The sequence below is a fragment of the Sulfuricystis thermophila genome, assembly GCF_004323595.1.
Classification (GTDB): domain Bacteria; phylum Pseudomonadota; class Gammaproteobacteria; order Burkholderiales; family Rhodocyclaceae; genus Sulfuricystis; species Sulfuricystis thermophila.
In genome coordinates this window covers 2,270,893-2,289,280 of the sequence record NZ_AP019373.1, presented here as the reverse complement: position 1 = coordinate 2,289,280, position 18,388 = coordinate 2,270,893, and the positions used below count along the sequence as shown (strand labels likewise).

Here is an 18,388-nt window from a genome sequence, read left to right as displayed (position 1 = left end):
TGGAATTCACTCGCCGCTGGGGCCGACTGCGCTGGTAGCCGGCACGGCATCGGAGGCGACGACCGGGGGGACTTCTTCGGCAGGCGGTTTGGGCGCCGGCTGCAAGGGAGTGGTGGCATTCGGCCGCAGCAGGTTTTTGGGCGGTTTCAAAGGCGAGATCGGCGAACTGGGCGCGGGCAGCGTCGGCGTCGCGATGCGCTCGATCTGTTTGGGTGCCACTTTCGGCGGCTTCTTGGGTGTCTTGACCTTGGGTTGCGCTGGTGCCTTGCTGCGCAAGTGTTCTTTTTCCTGTTCGCTGAGCGCCGAATATTCTTGCCACTTCTGCTTGATCGCCTCACGTTCCTCGGGGGCGATGCGCAGCAGGGATTTGTATTTTTCACGCGCGATGCGGCGCTCTTCCGGGGCGAGTCGAGCCCATTCGCGCATGTTGCGCTGGATGCTCTCCTGTTCGGCCGGGGTCATGGAAGGGAAACGCTCGGCAATGCCGATCCATTTCTTGCGGCGAAAGGCATCCATTTCCCCCCATTCCTTTGCCAGGGGAGCGAGGATCGCGCGCTGCTCGGGGGTGAGTTGGAACCATTCGGGCTGTTCGAAGCGCGGCAGTGCGGCCTGGACGCCGCTGCCGACCAGTAGGCCGGCAACCAGAAGCAGGCGGATCAGTCCCCGGAAGAAGGATCTTTTTCGAGCCATGCCTGAAAACCTTTGTCCAGGTAAGCGTGGGGCGGCAGGTCGTCGGCAAGCAGGGCGCTATCGATTTCCTCGTTTTCGGTGGCCGCGGTGTAGCCGTTCCAGACATAGGCGAGGCTGACGCCGAGCAACAGCGCCAGCATCGCCAGCCAGGTACGCAGCGGGTGCCTTTCCTCATCGCCATCCATGAGTGCCGTGCCGTCAGCGCCGACCAAGACGGTCTTGTGGACGAGGACGCGCTGATGCTGCAAGGCGCGCTCGCGCGCGGCGCGCAGACGCTCGACGATCTCGTGGTCGAGATTCAGCGTCCCCCGGTCGAGGACGCGGCACACTTGGCGGGCAAACAGTTCTTCCTGGTTCATGGTCTGATTCCTTTTGCCTCGAGCGCGGCCGCCAGGGCATGGGTGGCGCGCGAACAATGGGTCTTGACGCTGCCTTCCGTGCAACCCATGACGGCAGCGGTTTCGGCGATGTCCAATCCTTCCCAATAACGCAGCAGGAAGGCTTCGCGTTGACGGGGCGGCAGGTTTTGCAAGGCTTCCTCCACCAGATTCAGGGTTTCCGCTTGGAGCAGCGCATCGAGCGGCCCGGCAAAAGGGTTGGCATCCTCGTCGGTTTCCAGGGTCTCCAGGGCATCGGCGGGATTCTCCTCATCGCCCTCGAAGGCCGACAGCGAGGTGAATCGTTCCGCATGGGTGCGGCTGCGCCGGTAATGGTCGCGGATCGCATTTTGCAGGATGCGCTGGAAAAGTGGCGGCAATTCCTCGGCCGGTCGGTCGCCGTATTTTTCCGCGATGCGCATCATGCAGTCCTGGACGATGTCGAGCGCCACCTCCTCGTCGCGCACGGCGAACAGCGCCTGCTTGTAAGCGCGGCGTTCGACGCTGGCGAGAAAGTTGGAGAGCTCGGCGCGGGAAGCCAAGGATGAAGCCGAATCGTGACTGAAAAATGAATATGGTCGCCCGGGAAGCCTTGACCACGCCTATTGCTGTCAAGTATCGTTCCATGTTTCGGACGTGACCCACGACAACGATGGAACGAAAAAAATGCATTTGACAGGCGCGGAGATTGTAATCAGGTGTCTCCAGGAAGAAAAGGTCGACTATGTGTTCGGCTACCCTGGCGGCTCGGTGTTGTTCATTTACGATGAGCTGTTCAAGCAGGATCAAGTCAAGCACGTGCTGGTGCGCCACGAGCAGGCGGCGGTGCATGCAGCCGATGCCTATTCCCGTTCGTCGGACAAGGTAGGCGTCTGTCTCGTCACCTCCGGACCGGGGGTGACCAACGCGGTGACCGGTATCGCCACCGCCTACATGGATTCGATTCCGCTGGTGGTGCTCACCGGCCAGGTGCCCACTGCCTACATCGGCCAGGACGCCTTCCAGGAGGCGGATACGGTCGGCATCACCCGTCCCTGCGTCAAGCACAATTTCCTCGTCAAGGACGTCAAGGATCTCGCCGTCACGATCAAGAAAGCGTTCTATCTCGCCAAGACCGGCCGTCCCGGCCCGGTGCTGGTCGACATCCCGAAGGACATCACGATCCAGAAGACCGAGTTCCACTATCCGAAGACCATCTCGATGCGTTCTTACAACCCGGTGGTCAAAGGACACACCGGCCAGATCAAGAAGGCGGTCCAGCTGTTGCTGGAGGCGAAGCGGCCGATGATCTATACCGGCGGTGGGGTGATCCTCTCGAACGCCGCCGAGAAGCTGACCAAACTCACGCGCATGCTCGGTTTTCCGATCACCCAGACCCTGATGGGGTTGGGTGGCTATCCGGCCACCGACCGACAGTTCCTCGGCATGCTGGGCATGCACGGTACCTATGAAGCCAACATGGCGGTGCAGGAATGCGACGTGCTGCTGGCGATCGGCGCGCGTTTCGACGATCGCGTGATCGGTAATCCGGAGCACTTCGCGCGCAATCCGCGCAAGATCATCCACGTCGATATCGATCCGTCGTCGATCTCCAAGCGCGTCAAGGTCGATGTGCCGATCGTCGGCAACGTGCCCGACGTGATCGACGAGATCATCCGCCAGCTGGAAGCCAGCGAAGGCAAGCCCGATGCCAAGCATCTCGCGGCGTGGTGGGAGAAAATCGAAGGCTGGCGTGGCAAGCAGTGCCTCAAGTACAAGATGGGCAGCGAGCTGATCATGCCGCAGTACGTCGTCGAGAAGCTCTACGAGGTGACCGGTGGCGATGCCTTCGTCACCTCCGACGTCGGCCAGCACCAGATGTGGGCGGCGCAGTATTACAAGTTCGACAAGCCGCGCCGCTGGATCAATTCCGGTGGCTTGGGCACGATGGGTTTCGGCCTGCCGGCGGCGATGGGGGTGCGCTTCGCCAATCCCGATGCCACGGTGGCCTGCATTACCGGTGAAGGCTCCATCCAGATGAACATCCAGGAGCTGTCGACCTGCAAGCAGTTCCACTTACCGATCAAGATCCTTTGTCTCAACAACGGCTATCTCGGCATGGTGCGCCAGTGGCAGCAGATGTTCCATGGCAACCGTTATGCCGAATCCTACGTCGATGCGCTGCCGGACTTCGTCAAGCTCGCCGAGGCCTATGGCCATGTCGGCCTGCGCATCGAGAAGCCGGCCGACGTCGAGCCGGCGCTCAAGGAAGCCTTCGTCAAGCACAAGAACCAGCTGGTGTTCCTCGACTTCTTGACCGACAAGACCGCCAACGTGTTCCCGATGGTCGCTGCCGGCAAGGGGCTGTCCGAAATGATCCTGGCCGAGGAGCTGTGAACATGCGCCACATCATCTCCATCCTGATCGAAAACGAGGCTGGCGCCCTGTCGCGTGTCTCGGGTCTGTTTTCCGCGCGCGGCTACAACATCGATTCGCTGACCGTCGCCCCGACCGAGGATCCGTCGCTGTCGCGCATGACCATCGTCAGCATCGGCTCTGACGACATCATCGAACAGATCACCAAGCAGCTCAACAAGCTGATCGACGTCGTCAAGGTGGTCGATCTGTCCGAGGCGCCACACATCGAACGCGAGCTGATGCTCGTCAAGGTGCGCGCCACCGGCAAGGACCGCGAGGAAATGAAGCGCGTCGCCGACATCTTCCGCGGCCATATCATCGACGTCACCGAATCTTCCTATGTCATCGAGCTGACCGGCGACGGCGCCAAGCTCGATGCCTTCCTCAACGCCATCGACCGCTCGTTGATCCTGGAAACCGTGCGTACCGGTGTCTGCGGCATCGGCCGCGGCGATCGCATCCTCAAAGTCTGACCAATCAAAGGGAAAATCATGAAAGTCTATTACGACAAGGACGCCGACCTCTCGCTGATCAAGGGCAAGAAGGTGACGATCGTCGGCTATGGCTCGCAGGGCCACGCGCATGCGCAAAACCTCAAGGACTCGGGCGTCAAGGTGACCGTCGGCCTGCGCAAGGGCGGCGCTTCCTGGGCGAAGGCCGAAAAAGCCGGCCTGAAGGTCGAGGAGATCGCCAAGGCGGTCAAGGGGGCAGACGTCGTCATGATGCTGCTGCCCGACGAGACCATTCCCGCGGTGTATTACGCCGATGTCGAGCCCAACCTCAAGAAAGGGGCAGCGCTGGCTTTCGCGCACGGTTTCAACATCCATTACAACCAGGTCGTGCCGCGCGATGACATCGACGTGATCATGATCGCGCCGAAGGGGCCCGGTCACACGGTGCGTTCCGAATACCTGCGCGGCGGTGGGGTGCCTTCCCTGATCGCGGTCTATCAGGACAAGTCCGGTAAGGCCAAGGACATCGCACTCTCCTATGCCGCGGCCAACGGCGGCACCAAGGGCGGTGTGATCGAGACCACCTTCCGCGAGGAGACCGAAACCGACCTGTTCGGCGAGCAGGCGGTGCTCTGCGGCGGCCTCGTCGAACTGATCAAGGCCGGCTTCGAGACACTCACCGAAGCCGGGTATGCGCCCGAGATGGCCTATTTCGAGTGCCTGCACGAGGTGAAGCTGATCGTCGACCTGATCTTCGAGGGCGGCATCGCCAACATGAACTACTCGATCTCCAACAATGCCGAATTCGGCGAGTATGTCACCGGCCCGAAGGTCATCGGCCCCGAGGCGCGTGCGGCGATGAAGGAGGCGTTGAGGAACATCCAGAACGGTGATTACGCCAAGCAGTTCATCCTCGAAGGCAAGACCAACTACCCGGCCATGACGGCGCGGCGCCGCTTGATTGCCGCACACCCGATCGAGCAGGTGGGCGCCCAGTTGCGCGACATGATGCCCTGGATCAAGGCCAAGGCCCTGGTGGATAAGTCCAAGAACTAACGCGCATGCCGGCAATCGGCACCCGCAGAGGATGAAAACCCCATGCGCAAAAATAAACACCCGCCCTCCCCCAGCCCCTCCCTCGCGGGAGGGGAGACTATCAGCGCGGCTTGCGCCGCGAAGGTAGGCTGCCGTCAAGGAAACGAATGGCGGCGCTCTTTTTGCTCTGTATTTCACGTTAAGAACTAAGTTGCAGCACTATCCGCACCCCATCATCGCTCGGGAAGGCTGGCCCTTCCTTGGCGCGGCCATCGCTCTGGCGCTGTTGGTGACCTTCGGTGGCGCGCCGCTCGTCTGGTCCGTGCCGTTCTGGCTGGTCGCGCTGTTCGTCCTGCAGTTCTTCCGCGATCCGCCGCGCGTGGTGCCGGGAGATGCGAAGAGCGTGCTCTCTCCGGCCGATGGCCGCATCGTCGCCATCGAGCCGGTGACGGATCCGTGGCTCGAGCGCGAGGCGTTGAAGATCAGCGTGTTCATGAATGTCTTCAACGTGCATTCGAACCGCAGTCCGATCGACGGCGAGGTCGTGAGCCGTTGGTATCATCCGGGCAAATTCCTGAATGCCGATCTCGACAAGGCATCGACGGAAAACGAGCGCAATTCCCTGCATCTGCGGAGCCTCGACGGCCAGGACATCACCTGCGTGCAGGTGGCAGGACTCATCGCACGACGCATTCTCTGTTACGTCGCACCGGGAGACAAACTCGTGCGCGGCCAGCGCTACGGTTTCATCCGTTTCGGCTCGCGTGTCGATCTCTATCTGCCGAAGGGGGTGCAGGTGAAAGTCGTCGTGGGCGAAAAGGTGCGCGCCACGACGACGATCCTCGCCCTTCTGCCGTAATCCCTGCGCAACCGGCGCGCGGTTACAATTGAGCGCATCCTTTCAGCCGTCGCGCACCCATGGCCGATTACCGCCCCCGCAAGACCTTGTTCAATCCGGAACTGCGCCGGCGGGGTATTTACATCCTGCCCAACCTGTTTACCACGGCGGCGCTGTTTTCGGGTTTCTATGCGATCGTCCAGGCGATGAACGGCAAGTTCGAGGTCGCGGCGGTGGCGATCTTCATCGCGATGGTGTTCGATGGACTCGATGGCCGCGTCGCGCGGCTGACGCACACGCAAAGCGCTTTCGGCGCCGAATACGATTCGCTTTCCGACATGGTCTCTTTCGGGGCAGCGCCGGCGCTGGTGGTGTATGAATGGGCGCTCAAGGACCTCGGTAAACTCGGCTGGATTGCCGCCTTCATCTATTGCGTCGGCGCCGCGCTGCGTCTGGCGCGTTTCAACACCAATATCGAGGTGGTGGACAAACGCTGGTTCCAGGGCTTGCCAAGCCCGGCGGCTGCCGCGCTGGTGTCTGGCCTCGTCTGGGTGCTGATCGACAATGAATGGAGTGGCCAGGAGGCGCGTTGGTATGCCTGTAGCCTGACCATTTTCGCCGGGGTGACGATGGTGACCAATCTGCGCTACTACTCCGGCAAGAACATCAACTTGAGAAAGAGCGTGCCGTTCATCATCGTCGTCGCCGTGGCGCTCGGTTTCGCGCTGGTGTCGAGCTATCCACCCGGCGTGCTGTTCGCGCTGTTTCTCGTCTATGCCTTGTCCGGCTACCTCCTTGCCGCACTCGACTGGCTGTCGAAGCGCAAAAAGCTTGCACCGGGCGAATAGTTTGTTATAGTTGCGTCATGACTGCGACGCTGCTCGGCCTCTCTGCCGCCTATCTCAGCCTCACCGCCCTGATGGCGGTGCGTGCGTCGCTGTTCACCAAGCTGCGCCCGCTGCTGCGCCGCGCGCGCTGAATACCCCCTTCCCCACAATTCGAGTTACGCATCCCGCGACCCCTCGGCGGCGGGTTGTCATGAGCATCGGACATTCCAGCGGAGAATGAAATGAGCAAACCACAGTTGTTGATTTTCGACACCACCTTGCGCGATGGCGAACAGAGCCCGGGCGCGGCCATGACGCGCGAGGAGAAGATGCGCATCGCCCGGCAGTTGGAGCGGATGCGGGTGGATGTGATCGAGGCGGGCTTCGCGGCCGCCAGCCCCGGCGATTACGAGGCGATCCGGGCAATCGCCGAAGTGATCAAGGATTCGACGGTGTGTTCGCTGGCGCGCGCCAACGAGAAGGACGTGCGCCGCGCCGGCGAGGCGATCCGGCCGGCGGCACGCGGCCGCATCCACACCTTCATCGCCACTTCGCCGATCCACATGGAGAAGAAGCTGCGCATGAAGCCCGACGAAGTCGTCGCGGCGGCGGTGCAGGCGGTCAAGTGGGCACGCGAATACACGGACGACGTCGAGTTTTCCGCCGAGGATGCGGTGCGTTCGGACTTCGATTTTCTATGCCGCGTTTTCGACGCGGTGATCAAGGCGGGGGCCAAGACCATCAACGTACCCGACACCGTCGGTTACAGCATTCCGGCAGAGTGGGGCGAGCGTATGCGTGCGCTGATCGAGAACGTGCCCGATTCCGACAAGGTGATCTGGTCGACCCACTGCCATAACGACCTCGGCCTCGCCGTCGCCAATTCGCTCGCTGCGGTGCTCAATGGCGCGCGCCAGGTCGAATGTACGATCAACGGCCTGGGCGAACGTGCCGGCAATGCCGCGCTCGAAGAGGTGGTGATGGCGGTGCGCACGCGCAAGGACCTGTTCCCGGTCGAGACGCGCATCGACACGACGCAGATCGTCGCGGCCTCGCGCCTCGTCTCGCAGATCACCGGTTACGTCGTGCAGCCGAACAAGGCGATCGTCGGCGCGAACGCCTTCGCGCACGAGTCGGGCATCCATCAGGACGGCGTGCTCAAGCATCGCGAGACCTACGAGATCATGCGCGCCGAAGACGTCGGCTGGAATGCCAATCGGATCTCGCTCGGCAAACTTTCAGGTCGCAATGCCTTCCGCACCAAGCTCGCCGAGCTCGGCATCCAGCTCGAGAGCGAGGAGGCGCTGAATGCCGCGTTTGCGCGTTTCAAGGAGCTGGCCGACAAGAAACGCGAAATCTTCGACGAGGACCTGCATGCCATCGTCTCCGACGAGATGGTCACGCCCGAGGTCGAGCATTACAAGCTGGTCGCTTCGCGCTTCCATTCCGAAACCGGGGAAGCGCCCAGCGCCGAACTGACCCTGGCGATCGGCGGGGTCGAGAAGCGCGCGCAGGCCACCGGCAGCGGACCGGTGGATGCCACCTTCCGCGCGATCGAGTCGGTGGTGGATAGCGGTGCCGAACTGTTGCTCTATTCGGTGAATGCGATCACCACCGGCACCGATGCCCAGGGCGAGGTGACCGTACGCCTGGCGAAGGAAGGCCGCATCGTCAATGGCCAGGGGGCGGATACCGACATCATCGTCGCCTCGGCGAAAGCCTATCTGAACGCCCTCAACAAGCTCTACGCCGGCGCCGAGCGGGTCAATCCGCAGCTGTGATCGCGGCTTTTCGTCGCGCGGGCGCAGACAGGCGCGCAAAAGCCAGCGCGGCGGCGAAAAAAATGCCGGCGAGCAGGGTCTCGCCGGCGGCCAGCCAGCGGCTCGTGCCGGCATCGCTGATGAGCCGCGTCAACCCTTCGAGCAGATACAACAGGATCAGCAGGCTCGCCCATTGATGGGTGGTGCGCCGGCCGTGCAGGATGCCGAACAGCGGCAGCAGCAACGGCAGCGCCTTCAGCGCAAGCCAGGAACCGCCGGGGCGCAACGGAGCGAGCCACAGCTCCCAGGCGAGGCAGAGGGCGATCAATGCGATCAGGCTGGCGCTGGCGATCAGGGTCAGACGATGGAGGCGGCGAAACTCGGCGCTGGCAGGACGGCACGCAGCGGACATGAACGGTGCCCCTTCATTACAATCGCCGCATTATATGGTGCTCATCCCTGTTCGCCTGCTGATCAACGTCGTCAAGCGTTTCAACGCCGAGCATTACGCCCAGACGGCAGCCGCGCTGTCGTTTGCGACGCTGCTCGGCCTGGTGCCGATGGTCGTGGTCGGTGCCACGCTGATCGAGTCGCTGCCTTTCGGCATCAAGCTTTCCGCGGCGCTCGAACAGTTTCTCTTGACCACGTTGCTGCCGGAAAAGGCTGGCAAGGTGATCGCCAATTACCTGGGCGATTTCGCCCAGCGCGCCCATCGGCTGACCTGGATCGGGCTTGCCTTCCTGGCAGCGACGGCACTGTTGCAGATGTTGACCATCGAGCGCAGCTTCGCCGCAATCTGGAAGGTCAAGAAGCCGCGTCCGTTCATCAAACGGCTGGGGCTACACTTGCTGGCCCTCATGCTCGGCCCGCTGGTGTTCGGCGGCGCACTGGCCAGTACCACCTATCTGGCGACGGTATCATTCGGTTGGATCGACGAGCCGCGCTGGGTGCGCCTCGCTTTTGCCGAAGCCCTGCCGTTGCTCTTTCTCGCTGCGTTGTTCGGGGTGCTCTACTGGGCCTTGCCCAACCGACCGGTGGCGCGCTCACATGCCTTCCTGTCAGGGGGACTGACGGCGCTCGCCTTCGTCGGCATGCAGCGGCTGTTCGCGCTCTACATCGTCAAACTGCCGACCTATACGCTGATCTACGGGGCATTCTCGGCGATACCGATCTTTCTGCTCTGGCTGTATCTTTCCTGGTCGGTGATTCTCGTCGGCGCGCTCGTCACCGCCGAATTGCCTGCGGTGTTACGCCGGTAGAATCGCGGCATTCATCGAGGAGGAGGGGCCATGGGCATGCTGTTGCGTTTCTTCGTTCTTTGTTTCGCCTGGCTGGCGCTCGCCCACGCGGCGCCCGGCGAAGATTTTTTCGACACCACGCTCGGCGACTTCGCCGCCGAGTTGAAGACGGCCAAGGCGCAGGGCAAGCGCGGCATCCTGCTGGTGCTGGAAGCGGAAGGCTGCCCGTTCTGCAAGCGCATGCGCGAACAGATCATGAGCCGGCCCGAGGTGCGCGAATACTTCCATCGTCACTTCGTCGTCTTCAGCCTCGATGTCAATGGCAGCATTACGGTGACGACTCCCGAGGGAAAGGAGATGACCGAGAAAGCTTTTGCCCGTAGCCTCAAATTCAAGGGCACGCCGACTTTCGTTTTCTTTGCCGCCGATGGCCGGGAGATGGCCCGCTACACCGGCGCGACACGCGATGCCGAGACCTTTCTCGCGCTGGGCCGATACGTCGCTGAAGGACACTGGCAGCGGATGAGCTTCGAGCAGTTCCAAACGTCACGCTGATACGTCACGCTGATGGCTTGACCGGTGTCGTCATGCCCACTAAAATTGTCCGAGTAAAAAAATCAACTATTCGAGGAAACCGCGATGAACAAGGCACAGATCCACCAACTCGTCACTCAACATCCCGTCGTGCTGTTCATGAAAGGCACGAAGCAGTTTCCGCGCTGCGGTTTTTCCGGCCGCGCCGCGGAAATCCTCAAGCGCTGCAACGTCGATTTCGTCGATGTCAATGTGCTCGCCGAGCCGGACACCGTGCCGGAGCTGCGCGAATATGCCGACTGGCCGACCATTCCCGTGCTCTACATCCGCGGCGAATTCATCGGTGGCTGCGACATCATGACCGAGATGTATCAGGCCGGTGAGCTGCAGGCCAAGCTCGGCGACCTGATGAAGCAGCCTGCCTAACGCGCATGCCGGCAATCGGCACCCGCAGAGGATGAAAACCCCATGCGCAAACACCCGCCCCCCTTCGCCCCCCCTCTCGGGGGGTTCCCATTTGCGCGGCGTTGCCGCAAGTATTGGCTGCCGTCAAGGAAACGCTGGGCGGTGCACTTTTTGCTTTGTATTTCTCATTAATCGTCAGCCGCGCAGCTCGGCGACCAAGCGCTCGATCATGCGCCGCGCCTGGTTCAGGTAGCCGGCACCGAACAGGTTGAAGTGGTTAAGGATGTGATACAGGTTGTAGAGCGTCTTGCGCGTCTCGAAGCCTGGATCGAGCGGCCAGGTAGTCCGATAGGCGGCGTAGAACGCCTCGGGAAAGCCGCCGAAGAGCTCCGCCATCGCCAGATCGGTCTCGCGGTCGCCCCGATAGACGGCCGGATCGAAGATCACCGGCGTGCCATCCGGTAACTGCCCGGCGTTGCCGGCCCACAGGTCGCCGTGCAGCAGGCAGGGCTGCGGCCGGACATCGAGAAAGAAGGCGCCGACGCCCTCGATCAGCCGCTCGCCTTGGGAAACCACCGCGCGCGGCATGCCGTTGGCCTGGGCGCGCGCCAGTTGCGGCTGCAGGCGTTCAATGGCAAAAAAGTTTGCCCAGCTTGTGTGCGTCCGGTTCGATTGCGGCGAGTCGCCGATGAAATTGTCGCGCGGCCAGCCATAGCGGGCGTCAGCTTCATGGCCGGTACGCCAGTGCAGCGCGGCGAGCCGCTCGCCGAGCCGGGCGCCGGCCTGCGGCGAAAGGGGCGCCAGCTCGAGATACTCCAGCTCGATCCAGGCCGTGCCGTCAGCGTCGATGCCGGTGCCGAAGACGTCGGGAACGCGCACCGTTTGCGTGGCGCGCAGAGCGGCGAGGCCCTCGACTTCGGCCTCGAACATCGCCAGCCGGTCTGCCGTGCCGCTCTTCCTGAAACGCCTCATTCCAGGGTCTTGCGCACCCGTTCGATGGCCGCCTTCACCTGTTCTGGTGCGGTGCCGCCAACATGACTGCGCGCAGCGAGCGAGCCGGCGACGGTCAACACGCTGAAGACGTCTTCGTCGATGAGGGGTGAAAAACTCCGCAACTCGGTCAGCGGCAGGTCGGCCAGATCGCAGCCGCGCGTCTCGGCGGCTCGCACCGCACGTGCGACGGCCTCATGGGCATCGCGGAACGGCAGACCCTTCTTGACGAGATAGTCGGCCAGATCGGTCGCCGTCGCAAAGCCCTGCTTGAGCGCCGCAGCCATCGCCTCCGCCTTGACGCGGATACCCGTGACCAGGTCGGCGAAGATCGTCAGCGTGTCGAGCAAGGTGTCGGCGGTATCGAACAGCGGCTCCTTGTCTTCCTGGTTGTCCTTGTTGTAGGCGAGCGGCTGAGCCTTCATCAGCGTCAAGAGCCCCATCAGGTGGCCGAAGACGCGACCGCTCTTGCCGCGCGCCAGTTCCGGCACGTCCGGATTCTTCTTCTGCGGCATGATCGAAGAACCGGTGCAGAAACGGTCGGCCAGATCGATGAAGCCGATGCGCGGGCTCATCCACAGGATCAGCTCTTCGGAAAAGCGGGAGATGTGCACCATCGTCAGCGACGCGGCGGCACAGAATTCGATGGCAAAGTCACGGTCGGAGACGGCGTCGAGCGAGTTGGCGCAGATGCCGTCGAAGCCGAGTTCCTGGGCTACGAACGCGCGATCGATCGGGAAGGTCGTGCCGGCGAGCGCCGCCGCGCCGAGCGGCAGGCGATTGACGCGTTTCCGGCAATCGGCGAAGCGTTCGCGGTCGCGGGAAAACATCTCGACGTAGGCCATCAGGTGGTGGCCGAAGGTGACCGGCTGGGCCACCTGCAGATGGGTGAAGCCGGGCATCGGCGTCGCCGCATGGGCCTCGGCCATGTCGAGCAGCGCGCGCATCAGCGCCACCAGACGCATGTCGATGGCGTCGATCGCATCGCGCAGCCAGAGGCGGATGTCGGTGGCCACCTGGTCATTGCGCGAGCGGCCGGTATGCAGACGCTTGCCGGCATCGCCCACCAGTGCGGTGAGCCGCTTCTCGATGTTCAGATGCACGTCCTCGTCGTCGAGGTTCCAGGCGAATTCGCCGCGCTCGATCTCGCCGGCGATCTGGGACAGACCGCGTTCGATCGCAGCGAGATCCTCCCCGGAAATGATTTTTTGCCGTGCCAGCATCCGGGCGTGAGCGAGCGAGCCACGGATGTCCTGGGCAGCCATGCGTCGGTCGAAAAAGACCGAGGCGGTGTAACGTTTGACGAGGTCGGCAACGGGTTCGCTAAAGCGCCCCGACCAGACCTTGGCGGAACTCTCTGACATAATGAAGAAGGGAAATTTTCGCGAAACCATGAGTATACCCTCGCCGTCTTCCGCCATCGGCCTGCCGGACTTCCGCAACCAGGGCATCTGGCTGCGGCTCCTGCTGGCGGCGAACGGCTTGTTGTTGCTCGTGGCGTTGGCGCGCAACCGTGATCTGGCGCGACTGCCCGACGAGCTGCTCGATCTCTCTGCGCTCGGCGAACCGGCGTTGCTGCTCACCCTGATTGGGCTGTTCGTGCTTTCCTCCTGGCTTGGGCGGCAGCGGCGGGCGCTCGCGCTCGGCGTGGTCATTGCCTGGTCGGCGGCGGCTTTTACGGCGATCGATGCGTTGTTGACTGCGTCCTTCGGCACGCCGCCCGGCTGGCGCGCCGGTTTGGCGGGCGGTGCGGGCGCTGCATTGCTCCTGGCATGGTTCGGCCTGCGCGCCCAGGCCCAGGCGCCGGCACTCGCCGAAGCGCGCCTGGCCGCGCTCAATGCCCGGATCCGCCCGCATTTCCTGTTCAACAGCCTGAATGCGATCCTCGGCGTGATCCGCGACGATCCGCGCCGCGCCGAACATGCGCTCGAGGAACTCGCCGAACTGTTCCGTGTCTTGCTGCGTGACAATCGAGAGCTGGTGCCGCTGTCGGAGGAAATCGCGCTGGCGCGCAAGTATCTGACGATCGAGAAGCTGCGGCTCGGCGAGCGCCTGCAGGTGCGCTGGGAAATGAGCGACTGCCCGCCCGACACGCTCGCGCCGCCCTTGCTGTTGCAGCCCTTGCTGGAGAACGCCGTCTATCACGGCTGTGAGACGGCCAGCGAGCCCGGCGAAATCGTCGTGCGCATCGCTGCCCGTCGTGACGGCGTGCACATCGAAATCGACAATCCGCTGGCGGCATCCACCGCACAGCGTCCCGGCAATCGTATGGCGCTCGCCAACCTGCGCGAACGACTGATGCTGTTTTACGATCTCGAAGCGCGCCTCGAAAGCGGCGAGCATGCGGGTCGCTATCGGGTCAGCGTCGATCTGCCATGCAGGACATCATCATGAACGCGGCCCCGCACATCCTTCTCGTCGATGACGAAGCGCCGGCGCGGCAGCGCTTGCGCCACCTGCTCGCAGACATCGCACCGCAATTCCCGCATGCCATCGTCGGCGAGGCCGGCGACGGCGTGGCTGCGCTAGAGCAACTGGCACAACGGCCTGCCGACATCGTCCTGTGTGACATCCGCATGCCGCGCATGGATGGCATCGAGCTCGCCCGCCAGCTCGCGGGCTCGCCTCACCCGCCGGCGATCGTCTTCGTCACCGCCTATGACGAATTCGCGCTCACCGCCTTCGATCTCGCAGCGGTCGATTATCTGCTGAAGCCAGTGCGTGCGCCAAGGCTGCTCGAAGCGCTGGGCAAGGCGCGCCGCTTGCTCGCCGCCGATCTCGAGCCGCTGATGCCCGCCGCGCGGACACGTCTGCGTGTCGTCGAGCGTGGCCACGTGCTGCTCGTGCCGGTCGCCGAGATCCTCTTTCTGCGCGCCGAGCAGAAATACGTCGCGGCACGCACCGCAGAGCGCGAATATCTGCTCGAGGAATCGCTCGCCCATCTGGAAGCCGAGTTCACGGCGCGCTTCGTGCGTATCCATCGCAATTGTCTCGTCGCCGTCGATGCCGTCGCCGGCGCGACCCGCGTAGCGGACGACGAACACGGCGAGGCGCACTGGGTGCTGACCGTGAAAGGCGTGACGGAACGTCTGCCGGTGAGCCGCCGGCAGTGGCCGCAAGTCAAAGAGCGGCTCGGATTGTGAAAGTCGGCGCTGGCGGGACGGCACATGCCGCGCCTGCTGCAATGCAATATTAGAATCGTGGTTATTTCACTTTTTCGGCGCTTCCCATCATGAAAAAAATCCGCAGCCTGCTGGTCGCCAACCGTTCCGAAATCGCCATCCGAGTGTTGCGTGCTGCCAGCGAGCTGGACATTCGCACCGTCGCGATCTTTTCCAATGAGGACCGTTTCGCGCTGCACCGCTTCAAAGCCGACGAGTCCTATCTCGTCGGCGCGGGCAAGAAGCCGATCGCGGCCTATCTCGACATCGACGACATCATCCGCATCGCCAAAGAAGCGCATGTCGATGCGATCCATCCCGGTTACGGTTTCCTGTCGGAGAACCCTGACTTCGCCGAAGCCTGCGTGCGGGCCGGCATCGTCTTCATCGGCCCGAAACCGGAGGTGATGCGCCTGTTGGGCAACAAGGTCTCGGCGCGTGCGCTGGCCGAGCAGGCCGGTGTGCCGGTGGTGCCGGCCACCGGCGCACTGCCGCGCGATCTGGGCGAAGCGAAACGGCTCGCCGCCAGCGTCGGCTACCCGCTGATGCTCAAGGCGAGCTGGGGCGGCGGCGGTCGTGGCATGCGGGTCATCGAGAGCGAGGCCGATCTCGGTCCGGCGATGGAGGTCGCGCGCCGTGAGGCGGCGGCCGCTTTCGGCAACGACGAGGTGTATCTGGAAAAACTGGTGCGCCGCGCGCGCCATGTCGAGGTGCAGGTGATCGGCGACAGCCACGGCAATCTCGTGCATCTCTATGAGCGCGATTGCTCGGTGCAGCGGCGCAATCAGAAGGTGGTCGAACGCGCACCGGCGCCTTATCTTTCGGAAGCGCAGCGTGCCGAGCTGTGCGCCGCGGCGCTCAGGCTCGCCAAAGCGGCGAACTACACGCATGCCGGCACGGTCGAGTTCCTGATGGATGCCGATAGCGGCCAGTTTTACTTCATCGAGGTCAATCCGCGCATCCAGGTCGAGCACACCGTCACCGAGCAGGTGACCGGTGTCGACATCGTCAAGGCGCAGATCCGCATCTCCGAAGGCGCACGGATCGGCGATGAGGATTCCTACGTGCCGCGCCAGGAAGAGGTGAAGCTCAACGGCCATGCGCTGCAATGCCGCATCACCACCGAAGATCCGGAAAACAACTTCACGCCCGACTATGGGCGCATCGCCGCCTATCGCAGCCCGGCCGGCTTCGGCATTCGGCTCGACGGTGGCACGGCCTATACCGGCGCGGTTATCACGCCCTATTACGACTCGCTGCTCGTCAAGGTCACCGCCTGGGGACATACCCCCGACGAGGCGGCACACCGCATGGATCGCGCGCTGCGCGAGTTCCGCGTGCGCGGACTCGCCACCAACCTGCTGTTCCTCGAAAACGTCATTCGCCACCCGCTGTTCCGCTCCGGTGAGTGCACCACGCGTTTCATCGACGAAACGCCGGAGCTGTTCAAGTTCCAGAAGCGCCGTGATCGGGCCACCAGGCTCTTGAATTTCCTCGGCGACGTGATGGTCAATGGCAATCCGGAGATGAAGGGCCGCAGCTTGCCGGCGCTGCCGCTGGCCAAGCCCATCAAGCCGGCCGGTGTCGATCTTTCCGTCGCGCCGCCGCCGGGCACGCGCGACCTCTTCAAGCAGCTCGGCGCGAAAAAGTTCTGCGAATGGCTGCGGGACGAGAAGCGGGTGCTGCTCACCGACACGACGATGCGCGATGCCCATCAGAGCCTCTTCGCCACGCGCATGCGCACCTATGACATGGTCGAGATCGCGCCGTATTACGCGCGTCTGCTGCCGCAGCTCTTCTCGCTCGAATGCTGGGGTGGCGCCACCTTTGACGTGGCGATGCGCTTTTTGCAGGAAGATCCCTGGGAGCGTCTGGCGCGCCTGCGGGATGCGGTGCCCAACATCCTGTTCCAGATGCTCCTGCGCGGCGCGAATGCGGTGGGCTACACCAGCTATGCCGACAACGTCGTGCGCTACTTCGTGCAACAGGCGGCCAAGGCCGGCATCGACGTATTCCGCGTCTTCGATTCGCTCAACTGGGTCGACAACATGCGCGTGGCGATGGATGCGGTGCTCGAAGCCGGCGCCGTGTGCGAGGCGGCGATCTGCTATACCGGCGATCTGTTCGATGCCCGGCGGCCCAAGTACGACCTGAAGTATTACGTCGCTCTGGCGAAGCAGCTCGAAAAGGCCGGTGCGCACATCCTCGCCATCAAGGACATGGCGGGCGTGTGCCGGCCGCGTGCGGCGCGCGAGCTGGTGCGGGTGCTGAAAGAGGAGACCGGTTTGCCGATCCATTTCCATACCCACGATACCAGCGGCATCAGTGCTGCCTCGGTGCTGGCGGCGGTGGAGGCCGGCTGTGATGCGGTCGATGGCGCGCTCGACAGCATGAGCGGGCTCACCTCGCAGCCGAATCTTTCCGCCATCGCCGCGGCGCTTTCCGGCAGCGAGCGCGATCCGGGTGTCGATTTCGATGCGCTGCAATCCCTGTCGCATTACTGGGAAGGCGTGCGCCGCCAGTATGCGCCCTTCGAGGCCGACATCCGCGCCGGCACCGCCGACGTCTATCGCCACGAGATGCCCGGCGGGCAATACACCAACCTGCGCGAACAGGCGCGCGCGATGGGCATCGAACACCGCTGGGGCGAGGTCGCCAAGGCCTATGCCGAAGTCAACTTGCTGTTCGGCGACATCGTCAAGGTCACGCCGACCTCGAAGGTCGTCGGCGACCTGGCCCTGTTCATGGTCGCCAACAATCTCACCGCCGAGGACATCGAAAACCCGGCGCGCGAGATCGCCTTCCCCGATTCGGTCATCGCGCTGATGAAAGGTGAGCTGGGTTTTCCGCCCGACGGTTTTCCCCCGGCGTTGCAGAAGAAGGTGCTCAAAGGCGAGGCACCGCTCGAGGGGCGTGCCGGCGCTCATCTGCCGCCGGTCGACCTCGAAGCCAAGCGTCTCGAAGCCGAAAAAGCCTGCGGCCGGCAGATCGACGATAACGAGCTCGCTTCCTATCTGATGTATCCGAAGGTGTTCAAGGACTATGCCGCCCATCGCGCCCGCTTCGGCGACGTTTCGCTGTTGCCGACGCCGGCCTTTTTCTATGGTCTGACCGGTACCGAGGAGATCACCGTCGATCTCGAGCGTGGCAAGAGCCTGATCGTCTCGCAGCAGGGCATGGCCGGTCCGGACCAGGAGGGGATGGTCAAGGTGTTCTTCGAATTGAACGGCCAGTCGCGCGTGCTGCGGGTGCCCAAGGCCGGGCTGGCCAGTGCGCGAGCCAAGCCCCAGGTGGAAGAGGGCAATCCGAAGCATGTCGGTGCGCCGATGCCCGGCACCATCGTCACCGTCGCCGCTCACGCCGGCCAGAAAGTCAAGCGTGGGGATCCGCTCGTTTCGATCGAGGCGATGAAGATGGAAACCATGCTGACGGCCGAGCGCGATGGCATCGTCAAGGCGGTGCATTGCCGCCATGGCGAGACCGTCAATGCCAAGGACCTGTTGATCGAGCTGGAATGACGGCGGGGTGCCGTCCAGTCAGCGCCGACTTTTGAACCCGGATTGTTCATTGGGGCGCGAGGCGATTTCGTGGCGAGGGCGAGGCGATTTGCGTCCGCGCGACGAGCCAATAACCGTGTCTATTGGCGAGGAGCGCGGGCGCGAAGAGCCCGCCCGCAGACCGAAA

At 63.4% G+C, this 18,388-nt stretch carries 18 protein-coding genes; 12 read left to right on the top strand and 6 right to left on the bottom strand.

Features of this window, described 5'->3' with window-relative positions:
* Positions 1-6: 6 nt before the first annotated feature.
* From M52SOB_RS14060 to M52SOB_RS11505, 3 genes are read right to left on the bottom strand one after another with little or no spacing between them, the layout of a single operon-like run.
* Positions 7-690, bottom strand: a complete 684-nt coding sequence (locus M52SOB_RS14060; protein WP_284155094.1) for a DUF3106 domain-containing protein — start codon at positions 688-690, stop codon at positions 7-9.
* A complete protein-coding gene (locus tag M52SOB_RS11510) occupies positions 657-1,049 on the bottom strand; it encodes a DUF3619 family protein (RefSeq protein ID WP_131111944.1) in 393 nt (130 codons plus the stop codon). Before M52SOB_RS11510 ends, M52SOB_RS14060 begins: the two co-directional genes overlap by 34 nt.
* Entirely contained in the window at positions 1,046-1,609 is a 564-nt protein-coding gene (locus M52SOB_RS11505) for an RNA polymerase sigma factor (RefSeq protein ID WP_131111943.1), read from the bottom strand. The genes M52SOB_RS11510 and M52SOB_RS11505 overlap by 4 nt, the downstream gene beginning before the upstream one ends.
* A gap of 94 nt (positions 1,610-1,703) precedes the next feature.
* Here M52SOB_RS11505 and M52SOB_RS11500 point away from each other — a divergent pair, with 94 nt between their 5' ends.
* The 6 genes from M52SOB_RS11500 (at position 1,704) to M52SOB_RS11475 (ending at position 8,397) form a co-directional block, all read left to right on the top strand.
* Complete coding sequence (locus tag M52SOB_RS11500) at positions 1,704-3,443, top strand: acetolactate synthase 3 catalytic subunit (RefSeq protein WP_284155093.1); 1,740 nt, start codon at positions 1,704-1,706, stop codon at positions 3,441-3,443.
* A 2-nt stretch (positions 3,444-3,445) separates the two neighbouring features.
* Positions 3,446-3,937 carry an acetolactate synthase small subunit gene (gene ilvN, locus M52SOB_RS11495; protein ID WP_131111941.1) on the top strand — a complete coding sequence of 164 codons (492 nt, stop codon included), beginning with the start codon at positions 3,446-3,448 and terminating at the stop codon, positions 3,935-3,937.
* An 18-nt stretch (positions 3,938-3,955) separates the two neighbouring features.
* Entirely contained in the window at positions 3,956-4,972 is a 1,017-nt protein-coding gene (gene ilvC, locus M52SOB_RS11490; RefSeq protein WP_131111940.1) for a ketol-acid reductoisomerase, read from the top strand.
* Positions 4,973-5,162: 190 nt separating this feature from the next.
* On the top strand, positions 5,163-5,810 hold the full coding sequence (locus M52SOB_RS11485; RefSeq protein WP_131111939.1) for a phosphatidylserine decarboxylase: 648 nt from the start codon (positions 5,163-5,165) through the stop codon (positions 5,808-5,810).
* 59 nt (positions 5,811-5,869) lie between these two features.
* The gene (gene pssA / locus M52SOB_RS11480; RefSeq protein ID WP_131111938.1) at positions 5,870-6,637 is read left to right on the top strand and encodes a CDP-diacylglycerol--serine O-phosphatidyltransferase; all 768 of its coding nucleotides are present in this window, start codon (positions 5,870-5,872) and stop codon (positions 6,635-6,637) included.
* 221 nt (positions 6,638-6,858) lie between these two features.
* Entirely contained in the window at positions 6,859-8,397 is a 1,539-nt protein-coding gene (locus M52SOB_RS11475) for a 2-isopropylmalate synthase (protein ID WP_131111937.1), read from the top strand.
* On the opposite strand, the gene M52SOB_RS11470 is transcribed toward M52SOB_RS11475, so the two are convergent.
* A complete protein-coding gene (locus M52SOB_RS11470) occupies positions 8,381-8,788 on the bottom strand; it encodes a DUF2069 domain-containing protein (RefSeq protein ID WP_131111936.1) in 408 nt (135 codons plus the stop codon). The two genes, M52SOB_RS11475 and M52SOB_RS11470, sit on opposite strands and share 17 nt — an antisense overlap.
* 34 nt (positions 8,789-8,822) lie before the next feature.
* Here M52SOB_RS11470 and M52SOB_RS11465 point away from each other — a divergent pair, with 34 nt between their 5' ends.
* The 3 genes from M52SOB_RS11465 (at position 8,823) to grxD (ending at position 10,574) form a co-directional block, all read left to right on the top strand.
* Entirely contained in the window at positions 8,823-9,635 is an 813-nt protein-coding gene (locus tag M52SOB_RS11465; protein ID WP_172601826.1) for a YihY family inner membrane protein, read from the top strand.
* A 30-nt stretch (positions 9,636-9,665) separates the two neighbouring features.
* The gene (locus tag M52SOB_RS11460) at positions 9,666-10,169 is read left to right on the top strand and encodes a thioredoxin family protein (RefSeq protein WP_131111934.1); all 504 of its coding nucleotides are present in this window, start codon (positions 9,666-9,668) and stop codon (positions 10,167-10,169) included.
* 84 nt (positions 10,170-10,253) lie between these two features.
* Positions 10,254-10,574, top strand: a complete 321-nt coding sequence (gene grxD / locus M52SOB_RS11455; RefSeq protein WP_131111933.1) for a Grx4 family monothiol glutaredoxin — start codon at positions 10,254-10,256, stop codon at positions 10,572-10,574.
* Between the two features lie 174 nt (positions 10,575-10,748).
* Here grxD and M52SOB_RS11450 read toward each other — a convergent pair whose 3' ends face one another.
* On the bottom strand, positions 10,749-11,525 hold the full coding sequence (locus M52SOB_RS11450) for a fructosamine kinase family protein (protein WP_131111932.1): 777 nt from the start codon (positions 11,523-11,525) through the stop codon (positions 10,749-10,751).
* Entirely contained in the window at positions 11,522-12,907 is a 1,386-nt protein-coding gene (gene argH / locus M52SOB_RS11445; RefSeq protein ID WP_131111931.1) for an argininosuccinate lyase, read from the bottom strand. The genes M52SOB_RS11450 and argH overlap by 4 nt, the downstream gene beginning before the upstream one ends.
* Before the next feature lie 28 nt (positions 12,908-12,935).
* Here argH and M52SOB_RS11440 point away from each other — a divergent pair, with 28 nt between their 5' ends.
* The 3 genes from M52SOB_RS11440 (at position 12,936) to M52SOB_RS11430 (ending at position 18,222) form a co-directional block, all read left to right on the top strand.
* Positions 12,936-13,937, top strand: coding sequence for a sensor histidine kinase (locus M52SOB_RS11440; protein ID WP_131111930.1), 1,002 nt, complete (start codon positions 12,936-12,938; stop codon positions 13,935-13,937).
* Positions 13,934-14,686 (top strand): LytR/AlgR family response regulator transcription factor, encoded by a 753-nt coding sequence (locus tag M52SOB_RS11435; RefSeq protein WP_131111929.1) that lies wholly within the window; start codon positions 13,934-13,936, stop codon positions 14,684-14,686. The genes M52SOB_RS11440 and M52SOB_RS11435 overlap by 4 nt, the downstream gene beginning before the upstream one ends.
* 89 nt (positions 14,687-14,775) lie before the next feature.
* A complete protein-coding gene (locus tag M52SOB_RS11430; protein ID WP_131111928.1) occupies positions 14,776-18,222 on the top strand; it encodes a pyruvate carboxylase in 3,447 nt (1,148 codons plus the stop codon).
* Positions 18,223-18,388 lie beyond the last annotated feature (166 nt).

Excerpts from the sequence above, each read along its gene's own strand:
- M52SOB_RS14060 (WP_284155094.1), bottom strand. The coding sequence starts at position 690 with ATGGCTCGAAAAAGATCCTTCTTCCGGGGACTGATCCGCCTGCTTCTG.
- M52SOB_RS11510 (WP_131111944.1), bottom strand. The coding sequence starts at position 1,049 with ATGAACCAGGAAGAACTGTTTGCCCGCCAAGTGTGCCGCGTCCTCGAC.
- ilvN (WP_131111941.1), top strand. The coding sequence starts at position 3,446 with ATGCGCCACATCATCTCCATCCTGATCGAAAACGAGGCTGGCGCCCTG.
- ilvC (WP_131111940.1), top strand. The coding sequence starts at position 3,956 with ATGAAAGTCTATTACGACAAGGACGCCGACCTCTCGCTGATCAAGGGC.
- pssA (WP_131111938.1), top strand. The coding sequence starts at position 5,870 with ATGGCCGATTACCGCCCCCGCAAGACCTTGTTCAATCCGGAACTGCGC.
- M52SOB_RS11475 (WP_131111937.1), top strand. The coding sequence starts at position 6,859 with ATGAGCAAACCACAGTTGTTGATTTTCGACACCACCTTGCGCGATGGC.
- M52SOB_RS11470 (WP_131111936.1), bottom strand. The coding sequence starts at position 8,788 with ATGTCCGCTGCGTGCCGTCCTGCCAGCGCCGAGTTTCGCCGCCTCCAT.
- M52SOB_RS11465 (WP_172601826.1), top strand. The coding sequence starts at position 8,823 with ATGGTGCTCATCCCTGTTCGCCTGCTGATCAACGTCGTCAAGCGTTTC.
- M52SOB_RS11460 (WP_131111934.1), top strand. The coding sequence starts at position 9,666 with ATGGGCATGCTGTTGCGTTTCTTCGTTCTTTGTTTCGCCTGGCTGGCG.
- grxD (WP_131111933.1), top strand. The coding sequence starts at position 10,254 with ATGAACAAGGCACAGATCCACCAACTCGTCACTCAACATCCCGTCGTG.
- M52SOB_RS11450 (WP_131111932.1), bottom strand. The coding sequence starts at position 11,525 with ATGAGGCGTTTCAGGAAGAGCGGCACGGCAGACCGGCTGGCGATGTTC.
- argH (WP_131111931.1), bottom strand. The coding sequence starts at position 12,907 with ATGTCAGAGAGTTCCGCCAAGGTCTGGTCGGGGCGCTTTAGCGAACCC.
- M52SOB_RS11440 (WP_131111930.1), top strand. The coding sequence starts at position 12,936 with ATGAGTATACCCTCGCCGTCTTCCGCCATCGGCCTGCCGGACTTCCGC.
- M52SOB_RS11435 (WP_131111929.1), top strand. The coding sequence starts at position 13,934 with ATGAACGCGGCCCCGCACATCCTTCTCGTCGATGACGAAGCGCCGGCG.
- M52SOB_RS11430 (WP_131111928.1), top strand. The coding sequence starts at position 14,776 with ATGAAAAAAATCCGCAGCCTGCTGGTCGCCAACCGTTCCGAAATCGCC.